The 20,899-nt window shown below is 42.6% G+C and carries 16 protein-coding genes and 1 pseudogene; 4 read left to right on the top strand and 13 right to left on the bottom strand.

Going from position 1 to position 20,899, the window contains the following annotated elements:
- Positions 1-2: 2 nt before the first annotated feature.
- Positions 3-2,492: a Lon protease family protein gene (locus BR06_RS0109050; protein ID WP_031482159.1), complete on the top strand. Its 2,490-nt coding sequence runs from the start codon at positions 3-5 to the stop codon at positions 2,490-2,492.
- A gap of 211 nt (positions 2,493-2,703) precedes the next feature.
- Entirely contained in the window at positions 2,704-3,423 is a 720-nt protein-coding gene (locus BR06_RS0109045; RefSeq protein ID WP_031482157.1) for a phosphorylase family protein, read from the top strand.
- 160 nt (positions 3,424-3,583) lie between these two features.
- Here BR06_RS0109045 and BR06_RS0109040 read toward each other — a convergent pair whose 3' ends face one another.
- From BR06_RS0109040 to BR06_RS0109015, 6 genes are all read right to left on the bottom strand, one after another.
- Positions 3,584-5,068 carry an ATP-binding protein gene (locus BR06_RS0109040; protein WP_031482155.1) on the bottom strand — a complete coding sequence of 495 codons (1,485 nt, stop codon included), beginning with the start codon at positions 5,066-5,068 and terminating at the stop codon, positions 3,584-3,586.
- A 203-nt stretch (positions 5,069-5,271) separates the two neighbouring features.
- Positions 5,272-6,285, bottom strand: a complete 1,014-nt coding sequence (hpnH, locus tag BR06_RS0109035) for an adenosyl-hopene transferase HpnH (RefSeq protein ID WP_031482153.1) — start codon at positions 6,283-6,285, stop codon at positions 5,272-5,274.
- Between the two features lie 38 nt (positions 6,286-6,323).
- Positions 6,324-7,052 (bottom strand): hypothetical protein, encoded by a 729-nt coding sequence (locus BR06_RS0109030; RefSeq protein ID WP_031482151.1) that lies wholly within the window; start codon positions 7,050-7,052, stop codon positions 6,324-6,326.
- A complete protein-coding gene (locus tag BR06_RS0109025) occupies positions 7,049-7,843 on the bottom strand; it encodes a PhnD/SsuA/transferrin family substrate-binding protein (RefSeq protein WP_031482148.1) in 795 nt (264 codons plus the stop codon). The genes BR06_RS0109030 and BR06_RS0109025 overlap by 4 nt, the downstream gene beginning before the upstream one ends.
- A complete protein-coding gene (locus BR06_RS0109020; RefSeq protein ID WP_031482146.1) occupies positions 7,843-10,542 on the bottom strand; it encodes an MMPL family transporter in 2,700 nt (899 codons plus the stop codon). Before BR06_RS0109020 ends, BR06_RS0109025 begins: the two co-directional genes overlap by 1 nt.
- 55 nt (positions 10,543-10,597) lie before the next feature.
- A complete protein-coding gene (locus BR06_RS0109015) occupies positions 10,598-11,980 on the bottom strand; it encodes an aspartate aminotransferase family protein (RefSeq protein WP_031482145.1) in 1,383 nt (460 codons plus the stop codon).
- Positions 11,981-12,199: 219 nt separating this feature from the next.
- Between BR06_RS0109015 and ispH the strand changes: the two genes are divergently transcribed.
- Positions 12,200-13,048, top strand: coding sequence for a 4-hydroxy-3-methylbut-2-enyl diphosphate reductase (gene ispH / locus BR06_RS0109010; protein ID WP_031482144.1), 849 nt, complete (start codon positions 12,200-12,202; stop codon positions 13,046-13,048).
- 128 nt (positions 13,049-13,176) lie between these two features.
- Here ispH and BR06_RS0109005 read toward each other — a convergent pair whose 3' ends face one another.
- The 3 genes from BR06_RS0109005 to BR06_RS0108995 are packed head-to-tail and all read right to left on the bottom strand — an operon-like array spanning position 13,177 to position 18,018.
- The gene (locus BR06_RS0109005; RefSeq protein WP_031482143.1) at positions 13,177-16,260 is read right to left on the bottom strand and encodes an efflux RND transporter permease subunit; all 3,084 of its coding nucleotides are present in this window, start codon (positions 16,258-16,260) and stop codon (positions 13,177-13,179) included.
- Positions 16,257-17,336, bottom strand: a complete 1,080-nt coding sequence (locus BR06_RS0109000; RefSeq protein WP_031482142.1) for an efflux RND transporter periplasmic adaptor subunit — start codon at positions 17,334-17,336, stop codon at positions 16,257-16,259. The genes BR06_RS0109005 and BR06_RS0109000 overlap by 4 nt, the downstream gene beginning before the upstream one ends.
- A gap of 4 nt (positions 17,337-17,340) precedes the next feature.
- A complete protein-coding gene (locus BR06_RS0108995) occupies positions 17,341-18,018 on the bottom strand; it encodes a CerR family C-terminal domain-containing protein (protein ID WP_031482141.1) in 678 nt (225 codons plus the stop codon).
- A gap of 347 nt (positions 18,019-18,365) precedes the next feature.
- Between BR06_RS0108995 and BR06_RS0108990 the strand changes: the two genes are divergently transcribed.
- A complete protein-coding gene (locus tag BR06_RS0108990) occupies positions 18,366-18,893 on the top strand; it encodes a cysteine hydrolase family protein (protein ID WP_031482140.1) in 528 nt (175 codons plus the stop codon).
- 18 nt (positions 18,894-18,911) lie between these two features.
- Here BR06_RS0108990 and BR06_RS20840 read toward each other — a convergent pair.
- The 4 genes and pseudogenes from BR06_RS20840 to BR06_RS0108975 form a co-directional block, all read right to left on the bottom strand.
- A pseudogene (locus BR06_RS20840) lies at positions 18,912-19,037 on the bottom strand (RHS repeat-associated core domain-containing protein); the annotation flags it as partial.
- Between the two features lie 30 nt (positions 19,038-19,067).
- On the bottom strand, positions 19,068-19,574 hold the full coding sequence (locus BR06_RS0108985) for a hypothetical protein (protein ID WP_051676980.1): 507 nt from the start codon (positions 19,572-19,574) through the stop codon (positions 19,068-19,070).
- Between the two features lie 47 nt (positions 19,575-19,621).
- Positions 19,622-20,272, bottom strand: a complete 651-nt coding sequence (locus BR06_RS20710) for an RHS repeat-associated core domain-containing protein (protein WP_268870795.1) — start codon at positions 20,270-20,272, stop codon at positions 19,622-19,624.
- Positions 20,273-20,382: 110 nt separating this feature from the next.
- A complete protein-coding gene (locus tag BR06_RS0108975) occupies positions 20,383-20,877 on the bottom strand; it encodes a hypothetical protein (protein WP_031482137.1) in 495 nt (164 codons plus the stop codon).
- Positions 20,878-20,899 lie beyond the last annotated feature (22 nt).

Genomic DNA, 20,899 nt, shown 5'->3' with positions numbered 1-20,899 from the left:
TCATGACTTCTACAATTGATAGCAGAGAGCTTAAACTGGAGCAGCTGAGATGGACCCTAGCTCCTGATGAGCTGAAATTCGAATCCACACAGGACCTTGTCAGAGGCGATGACATTATAGGCCAGAGCCGAGGCGTCGAGGCTTTTAAATTCGGCATGGGAATGCCCATGAAAGGGTACAATATTTTCGTTACCGGGCCAGCAGGCACCGGAAAACAAGCCACAGTAAAAAAGCTACTCAAAGATCTTTCAAAATCCGACACAATCCCAGACGATATCCTTTACGTAAATAATTTTAAATCTGAAGAATCTCCAATACTAATCAGAATGGCGGCAGGAGAAGGATCTGTTTTCAAAAAAGATGTCCACGATTTCCTTGAAAATATTAAACGAGAAGTGCCGCAACTCTTTGAGAGTCAGGAATATATCGCACGCAAAAACGAAATAATTGAGGTGCATGAAAAGCAGACCCGCGAGTTCTTTCAAGGGATAGAAGAAAAAGTAAAAGACTCAGGGTTAGTCATTGTAAACATGCAAATGGGGCAATTCCAACGTCCTGACGTAGTTCCATTGGTAGATGGTGAGCCAATGCGTATGATTCAACTCGAAGAAAAAGTTGAGAAAGGACGCTTTCCCCGTGAAGAGTTCGACAGACTTAAGGAAAAGCAAAAAGAACTCAAAGAGGAAGTCGACAGCATTCTTCTGCAAGTTCGTAAATTGCAAAAAGAAGTAAAAAAGAAAAGCGAAGATGTGGATAAATTGATGTTCATGACTCTCGCTGAAGACTTAATAACAACGCTAAAAGAAAAATATACTGTTCCCAAAATAGCAAAGCATTTTGATGAAATGCTTGAAAAGATGAGCGACGACCTTGATTCACTGCGGATGATCGGTGCAAAACCTCAGCAGGGTCAAGGCGGAATGACTTACATGCCGCCACAAGCAGAGGTAATACTCCATCCCTACCAAGTAAACTTACTGGTGGACAACACCGATCAAACCAGTCCACCTGTAATTTTTGAATCATACCCAACCTACCGAAATTTGTTCGGGTCCATTGAAAGAGTCATGGACAGACACGGCGGGTGGCGTACAGATTTCACTAAAATTCAAGCGGGCTCGTTCATTAAAGCAAATGGCGGTTATCTGGTTATCAACCTCATGGATGCCATTGTAGAGCCGGGAGTCTGGCCAACCCTTAAAAGATCTCTAAAGACCGAAAAGATCGAAATTCAAACCTTCGATCCCTACTACTTCATATCTCCTTCAGGCCTCAAACCCGAACCGATTGCTATGGACGTTAAAGTCGTTGTTTTAGGAGAGCCTCATCTCTATCAACTTCTTCGCCACTATGACGCAGACGTTCCTAAAATATTCAAGGTGCGTGCAGACTTTGAAACATCCATGGACCGCGATGATGACGCCATTAAAGCTGTCGCCAGTTTCATAGGTAACATGGTAAAAAAAGATGATTTAATGGATTTCGACCAGTCCGGAGTTGCCGCAATTATTGAGCAGGCAGTAAGAATGGCTGGGCGACAGGAAAAAATAACCACAGCATTCCCACTACTTGCAGACCTTTTAGGCGAGGCAAACTATTTTGCGGGACGTAACGGTTCAAAGTTCGTAACATCAGAACACGTGGATAAAGCGATCAATGCCCATAGAAAACGCTCCAACCAAATGGAAGAGCGACTTCAGGAAATGATCGATCGCGGTAGTATCTACGTTGATACCGACGGCTCCGAAGTAGGACAGGTCAACGGCCTTGCCGTATATTCGCTCGGCGATTATTCCTTTGGTAAACCTTCAAGAATCACAGCTGTAACCGCCATGGGTAAGGGCGGCATCATTAATATTGAACGTGAAGCCGACATGTCTGGACCTACTCACAACAAGGGAATATTCATACTATCAGGATTCCTAAGACAAAAATTCGCGCAAGATAAACCACTATCCCTCACCGCAAGTATAGCCTTCGAACAATCATATGGCGGGATCGACGGCGATTCAGCATCTTCAACCGAATTGTACGCCCTACTCTCAAGTTTAGCAGATGTCCCAATCAGTCAGGGCATTGCAGTAACAGGCTCAGTTAATCAGAAAGGCGAAGTCCAACCAATCGGCGGCGTAAACCAAAAAGTCGAAGGATTCTATCTTTGCTGTAAACACGCCGGACTGACAGGCAAGCAAGGGGTAATGATTCCCGAAGCGAACGTGAAAGATCTAATGCTACGCAAAGATGTTGTAGAGGCCGTGAAAGAAGGTAAATTCCACATATGGTCAGTCGAAAACATCGGCCAAGGAATCGAAATCCTAACAGGAATACCAGCGGGAAAAAGTACCCCTAAAAAAGGTTACCCAAAAGATTCCATGTACGGCAAAGTCAACGCACGCCTGATAGCCTTGGCCGAAGGACTCAAAAACTTCGCAGCAGATGACGAGAAGAAAGATGATAAAAAGAAATCATCAGGGTCTTGTTGTTCTGGCTAGAACAAACTGCAATGAGCTAAATTAATTATAAAAATACTAGCAAAACGCTAAATAAAATTCGGCAAAAACCCCATACTCAACCTCGTTAAAAAGTTTTGGGAGTCTTGAACCCTTTTCCCAAAAGGGTTCAAGCCGCCGGAGGCATCCCCCCTCTTTACCATATGCCAATTCTAATCTATCCTACTGTTACATCGGTAAAAAAGGATCCACTATGTCAAATAAATTAATTGGAATTGTAGCTGCAATGGAACAGGAAGCTAGTGCCATATGCCCTGTTTCCGAAAAAAGTAAGCTAGGTAAATTTGAGCTACTATCGGGGATATTACCTGGCGGAAACCGCTTTCTATGCGTAATTTCGGGCATAGGCGCAGAGCAAACCTCCGAGGCCGCAACACTACTAGCACAAAAAAATCCAGATCTTATACTCAGCGCGGGTGTATCTGGCGGGCTTGCACACGGCCCCGCGGCGGGAGATCTTCTGGCGGCATCAACCATCCACTCGGAACTGGCCAATCACAATCCGTGGCATAAATCCGAAAGAGATGTGGATCTATCTACCTCACTACTACCGGCCTATGGAAAAATTCCTTCCGGCCCGATGGTGACAGTTCCAAAGCCAGTACTTACACCGAAAGAGAAAACATCGCTTCACGACAGAACTGGCGCTTTGGCCGCAGATATGGAAAGCATCGCTGTAGCAGAAGCCGCCACTAAAGCAGGAATTCCATTCGCCTGCATCCGCGCCATAAGCGACGCATCAACTAGAGCAATCCCCTCAGAATCATTAGACGGAGTTGATTCGAGCGGTAAAACCAAACTCAAACCAATTTTAAAAGCCATAGCCAATCGCCCTTCTCTAATCTTCGAACTAATCCCAATGGGTATGGACTACTCCAAAGCTTTAAAAAGTTTAGGTAGGATATTTGTTTGATGAAAGGATGCCTCCGGCGGCTTAAACCCTTTTGCGAAAAGGGTTTAAAAATCCCAAAACTTTTTATCGGGAAGCAATTTTAGGTAAGGTTGTTGAGTGGTATGCTATTTACTTGTGCCAAGCGCTGAAAGTTCTTTTTTCAGGATGGCCAAAAGCGATTCTATTCTTTGATGTGCTTGTTATACAGCCCTCGGATATGCTCTTTGAGCTCTTGCCCGCGTGAGCCTATAACCTGAATGTTATCGAAGTCTACTCCATCGACCAAAATACTATACACTAGATAACATTCATCGGCGGATATGGGGCTAACTCCTACAAATATTCCGCTGAATTGGACCATTTCTTTATCCAGATTTGGCGGGAGTGGGCTGCACGCAGAAAAATAGACCGTAAATGCCAAGCTGCCTTCACAACGTAAACTAAATATTGTTTTGCGCAACTTAGAAATCCAATCCCGACCGAGCTGTTGAAATGTGATACTAACAGATTTCAAGGTAGCTATTTTATATAAATAAAATGTTGTTTCCTTCGGAAACTCTTTGCTTGTTTCATTAATAATCTCTGGGTAAATTTCTGCTTGATCAAATAAAGCATGCACGATCTCATGATGTTGCTCCGGCAAATAGATACGCATATTAGTTACTGGGACAGTAAATTTTGTGAGAGCAAAAAGGGTCATCCAAGAATATCGCCCGACATCTTTTCGTTGACATCCCATGTTTAAAAGCAAGGAAAAAGGATAATATTTCAACTTTTTCCCGATCTTTTGCGAGGTTGTGCTAGTGGTGACACATGTGGAGCTGTAAACATCCACACCAAGCAAATTTTCAGTGATATAACGATTTATCTCTTTCATCATGTATGCAATAGCACGCGTATGCCTATAAGAGTGCTTGACCATCAGCGCCCCCGTCTCGGCTAAATGGGGCTTTTCTGCAAACAAGAAGAAAGCTATGCTTCCAGCAATAGTTTCGCCATTTTCTGCGATAATGACTGTTACGTCACCCCCTTCAATCACTTCCCTAAGCTGCGATTCGTAATAGAAAAATTCACCTGTATATTCATATCCATATGTGTCGTAAGTTAAATCCACAAGCTGAGGTGCATCATCTGGTGTGGCAAACCTTAGGCTTAAATTAATTTTATTGTCATTCAGATCATCCTCGACGCTCTCTTTCTCAAATGATGGATTTGAGAGAAGCTTACCAACTACGATTTGCCAACCAGCTAGTCCGAGATTGTTGAACTCTAAACGGTCTACAAAATTTTGAGTTAAATATAACCACAACCCGCCAAGCTCACATTTTTCTGGATTGAGTGGATCATAATTCGGGATTCTATTCAGATGGATAGGAGGTCCGCCATTCACAATGGTAACAGTTGCCATTCCATCTTTTTTCAATTGAAAATTAACGCGGAGCATGTCTTTATCCTGTGCATCAGGATATGCGGATATTAAAAAAGTCAGCGTCTCTTCCAGGGCGAGACGCAGAGCGTCGCTTTCCTTTTGATTGCCGCCAGATGTGGAGACAAGACTTGACGTCCAATCGAGGACTGGAAATCTAAAGCGCAAATCGTAAGGAAGTTCAACACTAGCGGTAAAACAGACCTGAATAGATTCATGAGAAGATATAGCTTTATTCATGCAATATATATAACAAAACCGGAATATTAAGTCTACAATATCAAAAATAACAAAAAAAACCGCTAGAGAATCTCTCTAGCGGTTTTTTAATAATTACTTCCTAAACCTAATTATTATGATCCCAACTCATCCCCAACTAAAAAGATTTGGAGAGCGCAAAGAGCTTTTTTAAAAAAGGTTCTTTGCCAGCCGGAGGCATAAACTTAATCTAAATTAATCCCTTTAAGCGCAAGCATAGCTCCCTTAATAGGACGTTTTACTGAATCAGCAACGGCGGTAGGTTCGAATCCACAATGAACCATGCAGTTAGCACAGCGTGGATCATTTCCAACTCCGTACTTATCCCAGTCTGTCTGCTCAATGAGTTCCTTGTATGTTGGTACGAAACCGTCTTCGAGTAAGTAGCATGGACGCTGCCAACCGTGTACTGAGCGACAAGGGTTCCCCCAAGGAGAACAGGAGTAGTTCTGATTTCCTGCGAGGAAATCTAGGTAGAAGCTACTGTGACTGAAATCCCATTTTTTGCCTTTGCCCAGTCTGAAAATTTCGCGGAAAAGATTCTTACTCTGATCGCGGGTGAGGAAACTATCCTGATCTGCGGCAGCTTCGTAGCTGAACGCTGAAGAAAGAGTCATTCCATCTACACCTAGTTCGGTAAGGAAATCGAAAAATTCAGCTGCATTTTCGGGAGTCTGACCACCGAAAAGGGTTGTATTGGTATTTACTCTGAATCCTTTGGACTTGAGTAATTTGATTGAATTTACAGCAGCCCTGAATACCCCCTGCTTACACACTATGCGATCATGAACTTCTTCCAAACCATCAAGGTGAAGATTGAAAGTCAGATAAGGGCTAGGCTTAAACTGGTTGATGCGCTCAGGGATCAAAAGTCCGTTTGTGCAAAGATAAACAAACTTTTTGCGTTTAACGAGTTCTTTGACAATTGCAGGCATATCAGGATGTAGAAGAGGCTCTCCGCCAGGAATGGAAACGATCGGCGCTCCGCATTCTTCAACTGCAGCGATGCATTCATCAAACGATAGACGCTGATTTAAAACTTTAGCGGACTGGTTAATTTTACCACATCCTTTACAGCGCAAGTTGCACTGAAAGAGAGGCTCAAGCATTAATACCAATGGGTAATGCTTGTTGCCTTTGAGTGTCTGGGAAAGAATATATTTACCTAGTCTTGCGATCTGAATTGCAGGAATTGCCAAAGTCCTAACCTCATTGCCGCTTATAAATAGCGGGTTTATTATTTTTTAGGAGCAGGTGCTTTCTGACATGCACCTATCAACTTCTTATATGTATCATTTTCCAATGATTTATTATTAAAACTCTTACTCTTTAAGGCTGTGCTAAACTGTATACACGCATTCTTTTTATCATCATCTTCAAGCAACGCTGCCCCATAACCAAGATGATTCAAGTAAAAATCGGGAGCTACTTTCACAGCTGCTTCAAAATGTTTCAAAGACTTACTGAGACTGCCCACGCTAAGAGGTGCGCCGGGAGCATCCAAGTACAATTCTCCGAGCATTCTATCAGGTCCGGCAAAATCTACTTCCGGTGAAAGCTTAACAGCCAGCAATGCTTCTTGCTCCAAGACAGGCACAAGGTCAAGCCCGCTCAAGGGCGAAAGCTCGGCATGTTTACCAACTAAATATGCATAAAGATAGTGTCCCACACCGCTTTTGGGGTTTTTTGTAAGATATGCCTTAGCTACTTTTTGCCCAGCCTCGGCGTACTTAGTTTTATCAACAGTTCCGCTTTCAAACAATGAAGCGTAACACGATATTGATTCTAGTAAATCTGCATCCTTGGCGCTTGCACCAAGAGATTCTGCATCTTTAATTGTGCATGACTTCCAAAGGCTAACTTCCTTATCTTTATAAACCGGCATTGGAGCAGTAGTCTGGGCAGCGCAGCTAGACAAAAATAATCCAAAAAAAACAATTAGTATAAGACGAAAAGACAATTTCATTGTAGCTCCTTGTCAGCAGGACCGAACCCTGATGTTAACAAAAGTTTGAGCAAATTCGCTGCGGCTGGATCATCTTTCATATCTAGTAAAATACCTTGAAGCTTAAATGCATCATCATTGATATTGCCAAACCAAACAACCGGACTGTTCGGAAGATTACCTGATTCATAGACAACTTTCATGCCCGAAAACTGCTCACCACTATTAACAACTGAATATTGCACAGCATTCAGGCATACGCCAGCGGCTTTACCTCTGTTAACCTTTCTAATCATCCGCAAAGGCCTTGATGTTCCTTCAATAACCAGCGGTCCATCAACGACATTTTCCCCAAAAAGTATTTTTCGTGCTTCGGGAGTATAAAGCATAGAACCGAACACTGTTCCTTTAATCTCATTAACTAAATCAGGTCCCTCCGCAGCAACGAGAACGCGCCAGATATCCTTATCAAGTCCTTGCGGCAAGGTTGATGCAATGGGATTCATTATAAATTTGTCTGCGTAACTCTTAAAGAAAGTTAACCCACTGATTCCCCATGCGGGCTTATTCTCTTCAAGATATTTAAGAGCAGGCTCAAGTTCATTAAAATATATACCGCTTACGGGTTTGCCTATCTTCTCTGAAATATACTCAGCAAGGGAATCCATCACAGGCTGTGCATCGCTAGAGGTACCGGGCTGACCGGGTTCAAGAATCACAAAATCAAGCGAATTTGGTTGATCAACTGCGCCCATGGCACTTCCAACTGAAAGCATCAGGAACAATGTGAGTAAAATAACTTTTTTAAACATTATACACCGCGCTCCTTCTTGAACATTTCAATCAGCTTGAAAACTACCGGCAAAACAACCATACACCCGACCATACACGTTGCCGAACCGACAACCATTATTCCGCCGAGTGAGGCAAGCCCGCGATGATGAGCAAGTAGCAACCCGCCAAAACCGATCATCGTCGTACAAAAACTAAGCCCGACAGCAACTGGAGTGCTTGTATCGTAAAGCCTCTCACCATCTGAAAGTTCCTTCCAACGAGCAAGAAAATGAACTCCGCCATCTACTCCGATAGCGATAAGCACCGGAATTGCGAAGAAATTAGCCAAATTAAAGCTTAGTCCAGTAATGCCCATAACTTCAAGTAACCAGAAAATACCCACAAGCAGCGGAACTAAAGTGAGTAAAACATAGCTTATACTAAATGATGTAAGAAACAAAACGAGCGAGACAAGCACCAGTGTAAGTCCTGCAGCCTCAACAAAAGTGTTCCGCATAAGAAGTGATGATTCAAAAACAACAACCGGAACGCCAGTCACTTCAGAATCAATAGCTCTGAGTTCTGCTACAAAAGATTTTAATAAGTCAAAGTCCCAGATGTTGCCGACAGGAGCAATTTTGATCATAAATGCCCCATCCCTGCCTATATATAATGAACGTAAATGTTCAGGCAAATCTTGTGGCGTAACGGACTCAACAGCCAAAACATTTTTAAGCCACGAAAACGCCTCTGAAAGTTCACTGACTAACTGATTTTGGATGGGGATAAGCTTCTGTGCCAGTGACGGACTCTTTTCAATTATATCACTACATGCAAAAGCTTTATCCAGAAGCGCAGAAATAATTTTAAGTTCTTCTTTTGCCCCGGCTGAAAACAGCTTCTCCTCAAGATCTTCCAGAGATTCAGTGAGATTTTCCAAAGAATCCAAAACTTGATCAGACTCTATTAAAATAGGCTTTGCAGAGAAATTTAAACCATCTAAGGAATTAGCCTCTTGTTTTAGAATGGCCGCTTTGGAAGCTTGCTCTTTAGGAATATAATTTAAAATAGAATCAACTCTTCCAATAGACGGAATCTTTTTAAGCTCAGCAGTAAGGTTTCGCACCCCCTCAATATCCGGTCTAGTCATTACAGCAAACCATGTCGATTCGTCAGATTCCTTAATTAACTTATGCTCATATTCAACGGACTCAAGCCCTTTAGCCTGAAGATCCAAAAGATTATAATTAAAGCCTGCTTTTTGAATTCCGGGATATGCAAGAGCAGATAACGCTACAATAACAAGAAGGACCTTTACAGGACGAGAAATAATCTTTTCCATAAAAGGCATTGTTGTCATGCGCGGCTGCGAAGAAGGAAACATATTGCGCCTGCCAGCCAAAAGCAAAAGTGACGGTAGGACAGTCAGCATAGAAATAAGGCAAAAAATAATCCCTGTTCCGCCAATAAGTCCTAGCTCAGCAAGTCCAATAAATTCCTGACCAAGCACAGCATAGAAAGCACAAACAGAGGTTATGCCTCCAAGAAGCACTCCCGGACCAGTCTGTAGCAATGATTCTTCTACGGCTTTCTCGGGAGACAAACCAGCGGCAACACCCTCAATATAGCGCAAAACGACATGAATACCGAAATCTACACCAATACCAACAAGAACTAGCGCAAAAACAATAGAAAGGAGGTTGAGACTTCCAAGGGTGACCAACGCAAAACCGAAGGTCCATGCCATGGCGCAGAAAAGAGAAAACATAACCAGTGCGGGCCTCAGCCAGCCATGAAGAATAATCGTGAACAGCAATCCCACCACTAAAATAGATATGATAGCGGCTATGGTCATATCCTTATCTGTGGTGCTCATTTCGTCAGCAGACAAAACAGGGCGACCTGTAAGCCCTGCACTGATCTCTGGAAATTCTTCGCGGGTCTGATTTAAAGCAACGCGAACAACTTTAAGAGCCTGACCGATAACCCCCATTTCTGCGTAATCTTTTTTGGGCAGAATTCGCATAATGAGAAGGCGGCCATTCTTGGTATAAAAATATTGCTTACCAACCTCGTTTAGCCCCAAAATTTGAGAGGACTTTCCGCTTGCGACCACCCCTTCGATAAGGGAGGACTTCATCTCTCCGAGGAGTGAATCAAGAGCGCTCATGGTAGGGACAAACATGTCAGCCCCGGCAGAGCCGCCCATATCACTTTTACCGCTCAGCAAACCAGCTGTCATATCGAGAAAAGTTGCTAGACCGGGACCATTAAACCACTCACGCCCCAAAGGTGCTATATTTTGAGAAAGCTCCACAAACTCACGAATTTCATCTTCTGAGGCGAACATAAGCACGCCCGGCCCCATATCTTTTGCAGACATGGCGTAATGAACTTCGTGAATTACGTCTTTTTTATCTTCGAGCTTTCCCGCAAGAGAGGACGCAAAAAGAGCGGCCTGTTCCTTACCGGATTCAGTTCCGCCAGTTTCAATAACCACGAACATATATTCCTGATCACCGAAATTTTTAATCTGTGCGAGATTCCGCTTCTGAAAAGGAAGCTCGTGAGAAAGAAGGTTGTCCTGATCATTATCCAGCGTCAGGAACATCGCAGAGGAAACAGTACAAACAATGGCTAAAACAAGCCCGCAAATGACTATTGTTCCAGGGTATGAACGAACCATACGCCACAGAACAAGAATCAAAAAATTCTGAATTTTTTTGAATATATCCACAAAATTACGCCCGAAACAGCAATCTTTAATCGGGGCTTTTCAATATGTTGAGAGGCTAGGAAGTACGAGCTGTACGAATGCCTAAATCTTTAACTGTTTTCCAACCGGAACCAGTAAGCTTGTGCGCTTCTTTCAATACTGAATCCATTGCAGTCAGGAATTTATCCACATCATCATCATTGATCATCAAAGGAGGAAGTATTTTGACGGTATCAAGACCATGACCCGCGACCTGACTTAAGATATTATGCTTCTCTAAGAGTGGCATAGTTATCATCTGGCAGAACAACTCATCATTCATTTTATGCAACAGCTTCCAGCTTGCCTTAAGACCTAAAGACTTAGGCTCACCAAACTGCATTCCGATCATAAGCCCCATACCGCGGACCTCAGTCAGCATTTCATATTTATCTGCTAACTTCCGCATCCCTTCAATAATTCTATCACCAGTTTTAGTGGCATTTTCCAATAGATTTTCTTTCTCAAGAATTTCTATCGTGGCAAGACCCGCAGCCATAGCCAAATCGTTCTGGCCGAAAGTATTGGAATGTGCAAAGCACCTTTCCATTGAATCGAAAATTTTAGAATGAATAGCGCGGGTGGTAATGATTGCCCCGACAGGAATAAATCCTCCGGAAAGAGCTTTGGAAATAACCAGTATATCAGGCTTAACGCCCCAGTGATCCACAGCAAACATCTTTCCTGTTCTACCAAGTCCGCACTGGACTTCGTCAGCAATCATCAGAGTTCCATAGCGGTCACAAAGGTCACGCGCGCCCTGCAGGTACCCTTCGTCTGGCACAAAAACGCCTTTACCCTGAACTGTTTCGAAGATAAATGCCCCTACATCACCACCAGAAAGAGCTCTCTCAAGTGCGTTCAGGTCGTTGAATGGAACAGGCGTGCAATCCGGCAGTAAAGGTTCATTTCTTCCCCTGAACTCCTTATTACCATTTACGGAAAGGGAACCAAGAGTCAGACCATGAAACCCGTGATCACAATGAACCACCTTATGCCGACCTGTAGCCTGCCGCGCAAATTTCAGAGCGCCTTCGACACTTTCGGTTCCTGAATTTGTGAAAAACACAGCTTCCAAATCACCGGGAGCAAGGGCTGCCAGTTTTTCAGCAAGCATGCCGGACAGAACACCAAGATCCATCTGTACAAGGCTGGCTGTTTTAGCATCAATAATTTCATGCAGCACTTCAGCAACATAGGGATGGTTTCTCCCTATATTATAAACACCGAATCCTGCCAAAAAATCGAGAACCTTAACCCCTTTAGCATCGGTTAAGTAGGCTCCCTCAGCCCCGCAATAATTGCGATCATAGCCAATTACTTCCAAAACCCTAACAAACTGAGGGTTTACGAATTTGCGATGCAGGTCATAAGCATCTGCAATTTTTGACTTATATTTTCCAAGAATATCAGAACTCATCTTTAACAAAGCTCCACTAAATTTTACAAACGTTTATTCCTATTAATTTAACTTAGGAAAATACTCTGCTTGCCTTCTGCGGTCAATGGGTTACGCCCTATTTTGAAGAATTAGAACAAAGTTGCAAAATCCATCATTGCCCTGTAGATTTAATCACATCATTTTCGTGAATAAAACAGATGTAATTAAAATTCCTGTTTTAAAAGGAGAGTTTAAATAATGGATAAAGTTGTAAGAGCTGAAACCGCTGGATTTTGCATGGGTGTTGATCTGGCCCTCAACAAGCTGGATTCTCTAATCGAAAGTAGAGATCGCGGTTCAATATACATTTTAGGACCAATCATTCATAACCCTCAGGTACTCGAAGAATATGAAAAACAGGGTGTGATAACAGCCGATTTAGCAAATGAAATACCTACCGGCGCTTATGCAGTCATTCGCGCACACGGTGTTCCGCAAAGCGTTGAAGAAGAGCTACGCGAACGGGGCATAAATGTAATAGATGCAACCTGCCCGAAAGTTAAAAAAGCTCAACTTCTTATTAAACGTAACACCACAGACGGACGAGTTTTGCTACTCTACGGAGAAGACAGCCATCCTGAAGTAAAGGGACTTTTAAGCTACGCCCCATCAGGTACGCACCTATTTGACAGCATAGAAGAACTCGAAGCTATCAAACTGGATACGAACCGCAAGTATTGCCTTGCAGCACAGACCACTCAAGACCGGATTATTTACGAAGACATTATCCAGATACTCGAGAAAAAAGGGTTGGATGTAATCGTACTGAACTCCATATGCGATGCCACCCGTCAGCGTCAGGAAGAAGCTATCACGCTTTCAAGCGAAGTAGACCATATGATCGTTGTAGGCGGTCGTATCAGCGGTAACACTCGCAGACTTGTTCAAGTTGTGGAAGCTGCTGGAACAAAATGTACACACGTTGAGGTTGCAAGTGAACTTCCCCTTGATGACCTGAAAGGGGCGAATAAAATTGGCCTGACTGCGGGAGCATCAACTCCAAAGCACTTGGTTGATGCCATTCAGCAGATCCTTCAAAAAACATAGCATAATGTAAATTAATTCATTGTTATTTGATCCCACTAAAAAAGCGCAGCATTAATCTAATGCTGCGCTTTTATTTATTTTTATTACAATTAAACTTAAACAGATAGTCCCTCAGAGCATCTCATAAACTAAACGTCACTTCCCTTTGCAATTACGCCAGAATCCCATGTGTAGTTCTTAAAACTCTGCCTGAAGAATACTGAATACAGAACAGGACATAGGATCAGCGTAATGACGGTGGCAAACATCAGCCCCGACATAATGCAGTTTGCCATAGGCCTCCACATTTCCCCGCCCTGCAATGACAGAGGCACCATCCCGATAACTGTCGTAGTTGCAGTCATAATGATTGGCCTAGCCCTTTCGAGCGACGCAAGCACTATGGAATCCGCCAAATCCATTCCTTTGCCGCGCTGTATCTCAATTCGGTCTATGAGCATAATCGCGTTATTTACTATAATCCCGAGTAGGCTGATCATTCCAAGCATCGGCATAAATCCGAAAGGAGAATTCGTAAGCAACATACCGGGCGTAATTCCGCACATCATGGGCGGCAAAGTCAACAGGATAATAAGCGGCCTCCTGAACGAGTTAAACTGGAATATCAACACCATAATCAATAGCCCCATTGCTAAAGGCATATTGGCGTTAATAGAAGCCTGACTCTCCTGACTTTCCTGAAACTCACCACCATATTCAATGGAGTAGCCTATGGGCCAGTCAGCAGAGTTCATCAGTTCATCAACTTGAGGACGCAACGCATCAACAGTCGGTAATGCGAAATACCCATCCGCCAAATCGGCTTTAACCGTCATTGTGCGAGTCTGGTCCCTCCGGCGAATATCAGACGGCTGCCAAACAAGTTCCGACGAAGCAATTTGGCTGAGTGGAACACTGCTACCATCCTGATAAGAATAAACATTTATACTCTCAAGCTTATCAAGACGATTGCGGAAAGACTCATCACCTCTAAGCACAATGGGAATATTGACATCCCCTTCACGGTAAATAGATGCCTGATACCCGCTCATGCCCGATTGCAAACTGAGTGCGACATCAAAACTCGAAAGCCCAGCCTCACGCGCTTTATTTTGATCAACATCAACAACAAGCTTTTTAGCCCACTGTCCCCAGTCATCCCAAACTCTGGAGACTCCGGGAACGGCTTCGAGCAAAGCTTCAATTTTATCACGAAGCATGTAGAGCGTTTTCTGATCATCACCGGAAATACGAATCTGAACAGGAGCACCAACCGGAGGTCCGTTCATTAATTTTTTCAGACTGAAATCTGCATCAGGGAAGTTCGCCTCAAGTTCCTTACGAGCTCTTGCAATAACCTTATCCGTATCTTCAACTGATTTAGTATTAACAACAAAAGTAGCCAAATTGTTATTACTCTGCTCAAGATTAAGTGGCAGATACCAACGCGGTCCGCCATGCCCGATAAAAGTTCCGATGCTTTCAACCCCGTCATCAACCATCAAATACTTCTCGAGCTTGGAAACTTCCTCAGCCGTTGTAGTAATGTCCGACCCGAATGGTTGCCAGAAATCAATGGTAAACTGAGCCCTTTCATTTGGCGGGAAAAACATTTTAGGAACAAATTGAAATCCCCAAAATGAAACTATGCACAAAGCAAAAATGATCCCGATAAAAGCTGCGCGCTGCCTGAGGCAAAACAAAAGCATACGTCTATAGCCCCGGTACATTCTACTCGAAAAGGTCTGCAAAACGACTTTAGGCTTTAATACATAATAGCAAAGCATAGGAATAAGAGTCATGGACAAAGCCCACGAACAAAGCAAAGTAAGCGTAACAACTACAAATAGGGAAAAACAAAATTCCCCAACTTTACTTTCCGCCAACGGAATTGGTAAAAAAGCAAAAACAGTTGTCATAGACGCAGCAAGCAGAGGCATCCAGAGTTCCGAGACAGCATTAACAACAGCTTTAATACGTTCTTCCCCAGCTGCAAGCCTGACAAGAATAGCCTCAGAGACCACCACCCCGTTATCAACCAGAATCCCGAGAGAAATAATCAAGGATGCAATTGAAATCTTATGTATCGCAACTCCGAATGTGGGTAGCAACCCGATACAACCGAGCATAGCCATAGGTACTAACGCTCCGGCAACTAGACCTGTCCGAAATCCTGCGAAAGCAAGAATGACAATCACTACAAACAAAAATGACTCAAGAAGATTAATCATAAAATCAGTAACAGCAGTCTCAACATAATCAGGCTGGTAAACAATAATATTGTATTCCATACCAAGATATAAATCAGCTGAAAGCTGATCAAGCTTTGCGGTAACTTTATCTCCGAGTTCCATGATATTGTTGCCGTCGGCCATGGAAATCGCAAGCATGATAGCAGGAGTCCCATTATATCTGGTCATGACTGACGGAGGATCAGAAAAGCCCCGTGAAACCTTGGTTACATCAGAAAGCTTTAAACTAGTCTTCATCCCTTCAAGCCGCAAAGAAAGCGACGCGATATCATCAACAGACTTAAACTCTCCAGTCGGCTCAATGGCGATACGCTCCGGCCCCACTTTAGCGGTGCCACTCGGGCGGATTGTATTTTGATGATCGATCATTTGTCCGAGAGCGAAGGGACTTACTCCGGCAGCAGCCATTCTCGAGTTAGAGAAATCGATATAAACGCGCTCATCCTGTAGTCCCCAGCGATCAACTTTTCCTACGCCTTTAACAGACAGCAGTTCGTCGCGAGTGTAGTCAGCCACATCTTTCAATTCGCGGTACGAAAATCCTTCACCGGTCAAAGCTACCAAAATACCAAATACATCCCCGAACTCATCATTGATAAGGGGAGTCTGTGCCTCAGGAGGCAAAGTTGTCTCAGCGTCGGAAACCTTGTTTCGAAGATTCTGCCAAATAGGACCCATGTTTTTCAGATGATCTAAGAACTCAACTTCTATGATGGATATCCCGGTCATAGACTGGGACTTAACCGACTTCAGATCACTGAGTTCTCTAATGCGCTCTTCAAGTTTATCTGTAACCAGCTCTTCCACCCTCTGCGGCGAAGCTCCGGGAAAAGAGGTAATTACAACAGCCGTACGAATAGTAAAATCAGGGTCCTCAGCTTTCGGAATGCTAAAGAAAGTCATCACCCCGCCAAGGGCTATGAGCAGAAACAAAGCTATAGAAGTACGATTATTTTCAATACACCATCTTGCTACGTTCATGATTCCTCCCCAACGGTCTTAACCTTCATGCCGTCTCTAAGAGAATGAACACCTCTGATAACCACTACTGCACCAGTCTTAATCCCGTCTTTGATCTGCACTCCAAGTGGAGACAATGATCCGATTTTGACTTTGCACATTTTAACGGTTGAGTTATTTTCAACAACCCAGACATGATTACTTCCGTCAGGATTGCCAACAACAGCTGAAGGAGGAACAAACACGTGATTTCCACCATTTCTGCCTGGGAAGAAAACTTTGCCGGACATACCACTGCGCAGCCTCTGATGTGAATTATCGAGGTAAACCTTTACAGGGTAGGATGAACTTTCATTCGCGCCAATGCCGACTTCCATGACAATTCCTTTCGCAGGCTGTCCCGGCAGTGCATCGAGAACAACATCAACCTTTTCCCCCTCAGTGACCTGAGCAATCAAAGTGTCCGGTAAAGAAATACTCATCTTCATCTGGCGCCCAGCATTAAAAACAATTATGCCCTCGCCAGATTGTACATTCTGATGAATGTTAATATTCACAGCACTTACCCATCCATCAAAAGGAGCAGAAAGCACGGTGTACTTAAGTTTTTTGCGCGCTATATCGAGCATTTTGGCCCAAGCATTAAGCTGAGCTTCCTGAGATTTATAGTCAGCTTCCGACTGATCAAGTTCACTTTTTGAGATTACTTCCCGTTCAAAAAGCTGCCTGATTCTGGAAACATCAGCCTTAGCTCTGGTGAAATTTGCTCGTACCTGCTCAAGCTGAGCTTCAGCTTGATGCACTTCTAATTCGTAATCAGCGGGATCAAGCTTAGCTATAATCTGCCCGGCTCTAAATTTTCTGCCAATCTGATCACCGGGAAACGAAATAACCTTACCATGAACCCGAAATGAAAGTTCAGATTCAAGCGCATCTTCCACTGTACCGGAAAAAACCCATTGCCTATCAAAATCAGACTCACCGACAGTGGCAGTTTTAACAGGTCTTATTACTTCCTTAACGGGAATTACTGCATCATTACATCCAGCTATCAACAAGCTGAATATGGACAATAATACTAGTGATAACTTTTTCATATCTTTATGACTCCTCACAACCGATAAAGCCGATTATTCGTCTACATAAAATATCTGTTGCTTTAGCTATATTTTCAGGGGTGTACTCTTCCCATCCGACTCTGGATAATACTGTCTTGGAATGTGCAAACTTGAGAGCCATGCCCATTAAAGCAATCACCATAATAATTCGCTCTTCACGAGAAGCATCGGGTTCCATAACCGTTTCTAAAAGAAGCGCTAAACTCTCAAACGAAGGCGTAAGCAAGTCCCTATCCAATTGTGGATAAAGTTCGCTAGGCACTGCAAGTTCCCGTGAAATGATCAAAGACGCCCATTCTGTTTCGGGGTCCCCGATAATGGCATTAATTAAAACACCAAAATACCATCGAACTAAGTCCCCTTTCGAAATTTCACCGGAATCAAACCGACCAATATGCTCATCGAGATTTTCCTTAGAAGGAAAAAATTCATGCTTGTGGTCAATAACGTCCTGAAGAACTGCTTCGTACAGCCCAAGTTTTCCGCCGAAGTGGTACCCGACTGTTGCAATATTAATATTTGCCTCTTTTGCAAGGTTGCGCATGCTCACACCCTTAAATCCATTTATCGCAAACAACCTCGCGCCAACTAATAAAAGCTTCTGCCGAGTTTCTTCGCCACGGGATTTATTACCAGATCCACTTGTATTCAATTCAGACATTTTAACCTCATATATATAACTAGACGTATATTTTTAAATAATTAATGCAGCCAATTTTCTTGCTGCTTTCAAAAGAAAGCTAACGACGCTCCTCATGAAAGTCAAACACTTGTTTAAAACATTCGTTTAAAACTTTTGTTTAAATAGAACATCACAACAATATACACAATTAATACAATGACTAAAAAATAAGACCACCCAATATTTAAAAAAATTAAACCGGATAGAATCAACTCCAAGCACCTAAAACGAGTGGAAAGCACAAATTGCGCTTCCATTGTCCAGTACAATAAATTATCTCAGGACATGCATAAGCGGGAATTTATAAGACAGCAGGAGGTAAAGATATGCGGGCGCTATTGGTCATAGATATGCAAAGAGGACTCTTCGAGGGAGCAAAGAAACGGTTTGATGCTGAAAATGTTATAAAGCGCATTAACGGTTTAATCGATCGAGCCAGAAAAAAGGAAATTACAATCATTTTCATCCGACATAACGGACCGCCAGAACAGGGCTTGGAACTAAATTCCGAGGAATGGCAGATATTACCAGAATTGCATAAAGAGCCATCTGATATGACTATTGATAAAACGTGCTGTGATTCTTTTTGCAGTACTAATCTTAAAGAAGAATTGGACAAACTGAGCGTGAACAAGCTCATCATAACAGGATGCTGCACCGACTTTTGTGTTGATTCTACTGCGCGCCAAGCTACGAGTCTTGGCTATGAAGTCATGGTTGCATCCGATGCGCACACAACTGCCGACAAGCCGCACCTCGATGCCAAGATCATCATAGAGCATCATAATTTCGTCTGGTCCGAAATATACAGTACCAAGGCGATCATAGTTCGTCCTGCGAAAGATATTTTCTAGGGGTGTTAACCCCGTCCGATCAATAAAATTAATAGGATCATCCAAACAATACCCATAAACATCCCCGCCAGCGAAACCTATCGGGTCGGGAGTTATGAATCTGCCGATGATAGGATCGTATTCACGATAGCCGAAATGGATTAAGCATGTATCTTTTGAGGATACTTAGTTCAATTATTTGAAGCTAGCATTTGGTTTCACGACACAGTAAGTGTCACCAGAGAAGGGGATAAAAAAATTAAAAGGTTCTACAACAGTTAATTTCAAAACTAAGTCTTTACTTGCTCCAGGCAATGGTAAGTCGAAACCAAGTATGCCTATAAAAGAGCAGTCGTCTCTCCACAGTCTCTCCCATTGGCTACTAGGAAAGGTCTTTCCACTTTTCAAAACAACTCCATCAGATAAAAAGTGATATTCTAAAAAGCCTCTTGTGCGCTCAACATAAGAAAGTGGGTCATAATCTGGAATTTTTATAAATATGCCATAGCGTGTTTTGTAGCTAAATTTAAGTGGAATTCGGATAGTTGCTCCTTTCTGTGTTACATCAAAAGGAGCTGAGTATATCTCCGCATAAAACTTGTTATTGTTGAAGATAGCCTGATAATGATTAGAATTGTATACTAAAAAACAACAGACAATTATAAGCAAAAAACACGTTAAGACTACTTTTTTCCATATCATTATTGAGCCTATATGAGGGGGGAAAGGTACCTCCCCCCCTTGTTTAGTTAGTGGAGATTGTCACTGCGAAAAGTAGCATGATACTCTTTTAACAATTTATCTTTAAAGTCTTGGCAATTATTAGAAACAGCGTCATATTCACCTTCTTTGAGATTTTTCGCTGCTCGCCTCATACGCTTGTCATCATAATGTTGCCTTTCAAACTTAAAACCTTTCTTAGTTTCATTCGTAATACGCCCTTTGTCGGACTTTCCAATATTTCCACCTTCCTCATCTTCAAAAAAACCATGTTCATGTTTTAATTCAAGGTTATTGCGGCTAAGTTCTTTTTCTATCTTATCTGAAACCGGACCCCGGGCAACTGTGTCTAGCACTTTTTTGCCTGCGCCATTCAAGGCTTTACCTACAGGACTATCTAGCACCTCAAGACCTTTAAGCCTTCTTTTGCCAAACACAAACAGCCCCGTCCGATCAATAAAATTAATAGGATCATCCAAGCAATAGCCATAAACATCCACATCCCCGCCAGCGAAACCTATCGGGTCGGGAGTTATGAATCTGCCGATGATAGGATCGTATTCACGATATCCGAAATGGACTAATCCCGTACCTTTATCTGCGAGACCTGCCGCAAATCTTACACAAGTGTCAAACTTCTTATTTGTATCGACAAGTATATTCCCAAACGAATCATATATAACGCGTTTTAACTCACTACCTTTGTCATCCGCAACAATAAGGGGGTAACCATAGGTGATGTTACATTTGGAAATAGCATAATATTTGAAGAGCTATTGAATAGCGAAATTTATTTTAGAGATGCAGGCATGATGCTAAGCATAATTTCACCTTCATATTTCTTTAATGAAGACATTGGATTCTCGGCTTGCAGTTCAAGTACTACACCCTCTGCAGCTCCCGGATAAGGCAAAGTGAAATTTAATAAGAGCGCAGAGCAATAATTATCATTAGATGAACTGTACCCCATTGCACCAAAAGGGCAGTCTGTTAGGCCTTCTTTAAGCGTTTTGCCGTTTGATACAAATTTGTAACGCAATACTTCTTTCTCAGTACGTAGTTCTACAGAAAGATGTTCAGGTACAATTATAAACAATGAATATTCAGCATCATATTTATTTTTAAGATTAATTTTGACAGATGCTCCTTTTATACTCGGATCAAAACTCCCTTCAAAAATAGATTCATAATACTTATCAGACATAAAATAAGCTTTAAAAACATTAGTTGAGTAGACCATGAACATTAAAATAAATATAGAGATGACGATTGTTAACGTCTTCATATTTCCCCACTGATTGAGAGAG

Source organism: Maridesulfovibrio frigidus DSM 17176 (assembly GCF_000711735.1).
Taxonomy (GTDB): Bacteria; Desulfobacterota; Desulfovibrionia; order Desulfovibrionales; family Desulfovibrionaceae; genus Maridesulfovibrio; species Maridesulfovibrio frigidus.
Note: the sequence above shows the minus strand (reverse complement) of the source record. Positions and strands in the feature narration are given on the sequence as shown.

Coding starts and splice junctions, on each gene's coding strand:
- BR06_RS0109050 (WP_031482159.1), top strand. CDS start 3: ATGACTTCTACAATTGATAGCAGAGAGCTTAAACTGGAGCAGCTGAGA.
- BR06_RS0109045 (WP_031482157.1), top strand. CDS start 2,704: ATGTCAAATAAATTAATTGGAATTGTAGCTGCAATGGAACAGGAAGCT.
- BR06_RS0109040 (WP_031482155.1), bottom strand. CDS start 5,068: ATGAATAAAGCTATATCTTCTCATGAATCTATTCAGGTCTGTTTTACC.
- BR06_RS0109030 (WP_031482151.1), bottom strand. CDS start 7,052: ATGAAATTGTCTTTTCGTCTTATACTAATTGTTTTTTTTGGATTATTT.
- BR06_RS0109025 (WP_031482148.1), bottom strand. CDS start 7,843: ATGTTTAAAAAAGTTATTTTACTCACATTGTTCCTGATGCTTTCAGTT.
- BR06_RS0109015 (WP_031482145.1), bottom strand. CDS start 11,980: ATGAGTTCTGATATTCTTGGAAAATATAAGTCAAAAATTGCAGATGCT.
- ispH (WP_031482144.1), top strand. CDS start 12,200: ATGGATAAAGTTGTAAGAGCTGAAACCGCTGGATTTTGCATGGGTGTT.
- BR06_RS0109005 (WP_031482143.1), bottom strand. CDS start 16,260: ATGAACGTAGCAAGATGGTGTATTGAAAATAATCGTACTTCTATAGCT.
- BR06_RS0109000 (WP_031482142.1), bottom strand. CDS start 17,336: ATGAAAAAGTTATCACTAGTATTATTGTCCATATTCAGCTTGTTGATA.
- BR06_RS0108995 (WP_031482141.1), bottom strand. CDS start 18,018: ATGTCTGAATTGAATACAAGTGGATCTGGTAATAAATCCCGTGGCGAA.
- BR06_RS0108990 (WP_031482140.1), top strand. CDS start 18,366: ATGCGGGCGCTATTGGTCATAGATATGCAAAGAGGACTCTTCGAGGGA.
- BR06_RS0108985 (WP_051676980.1), bottom strand. CDS start 19,574: ATGATATGGAAAAAAGTAGTCTTAACGTGTTTTTTGCTTATAATTGTC.
- BR06_RS0108975 (WP_031482137.1), bottom strand. CDS start 20,877: ATGAAGACGTTAACAATCGTCATCTCTATATTTATTTTAATGTTCATG.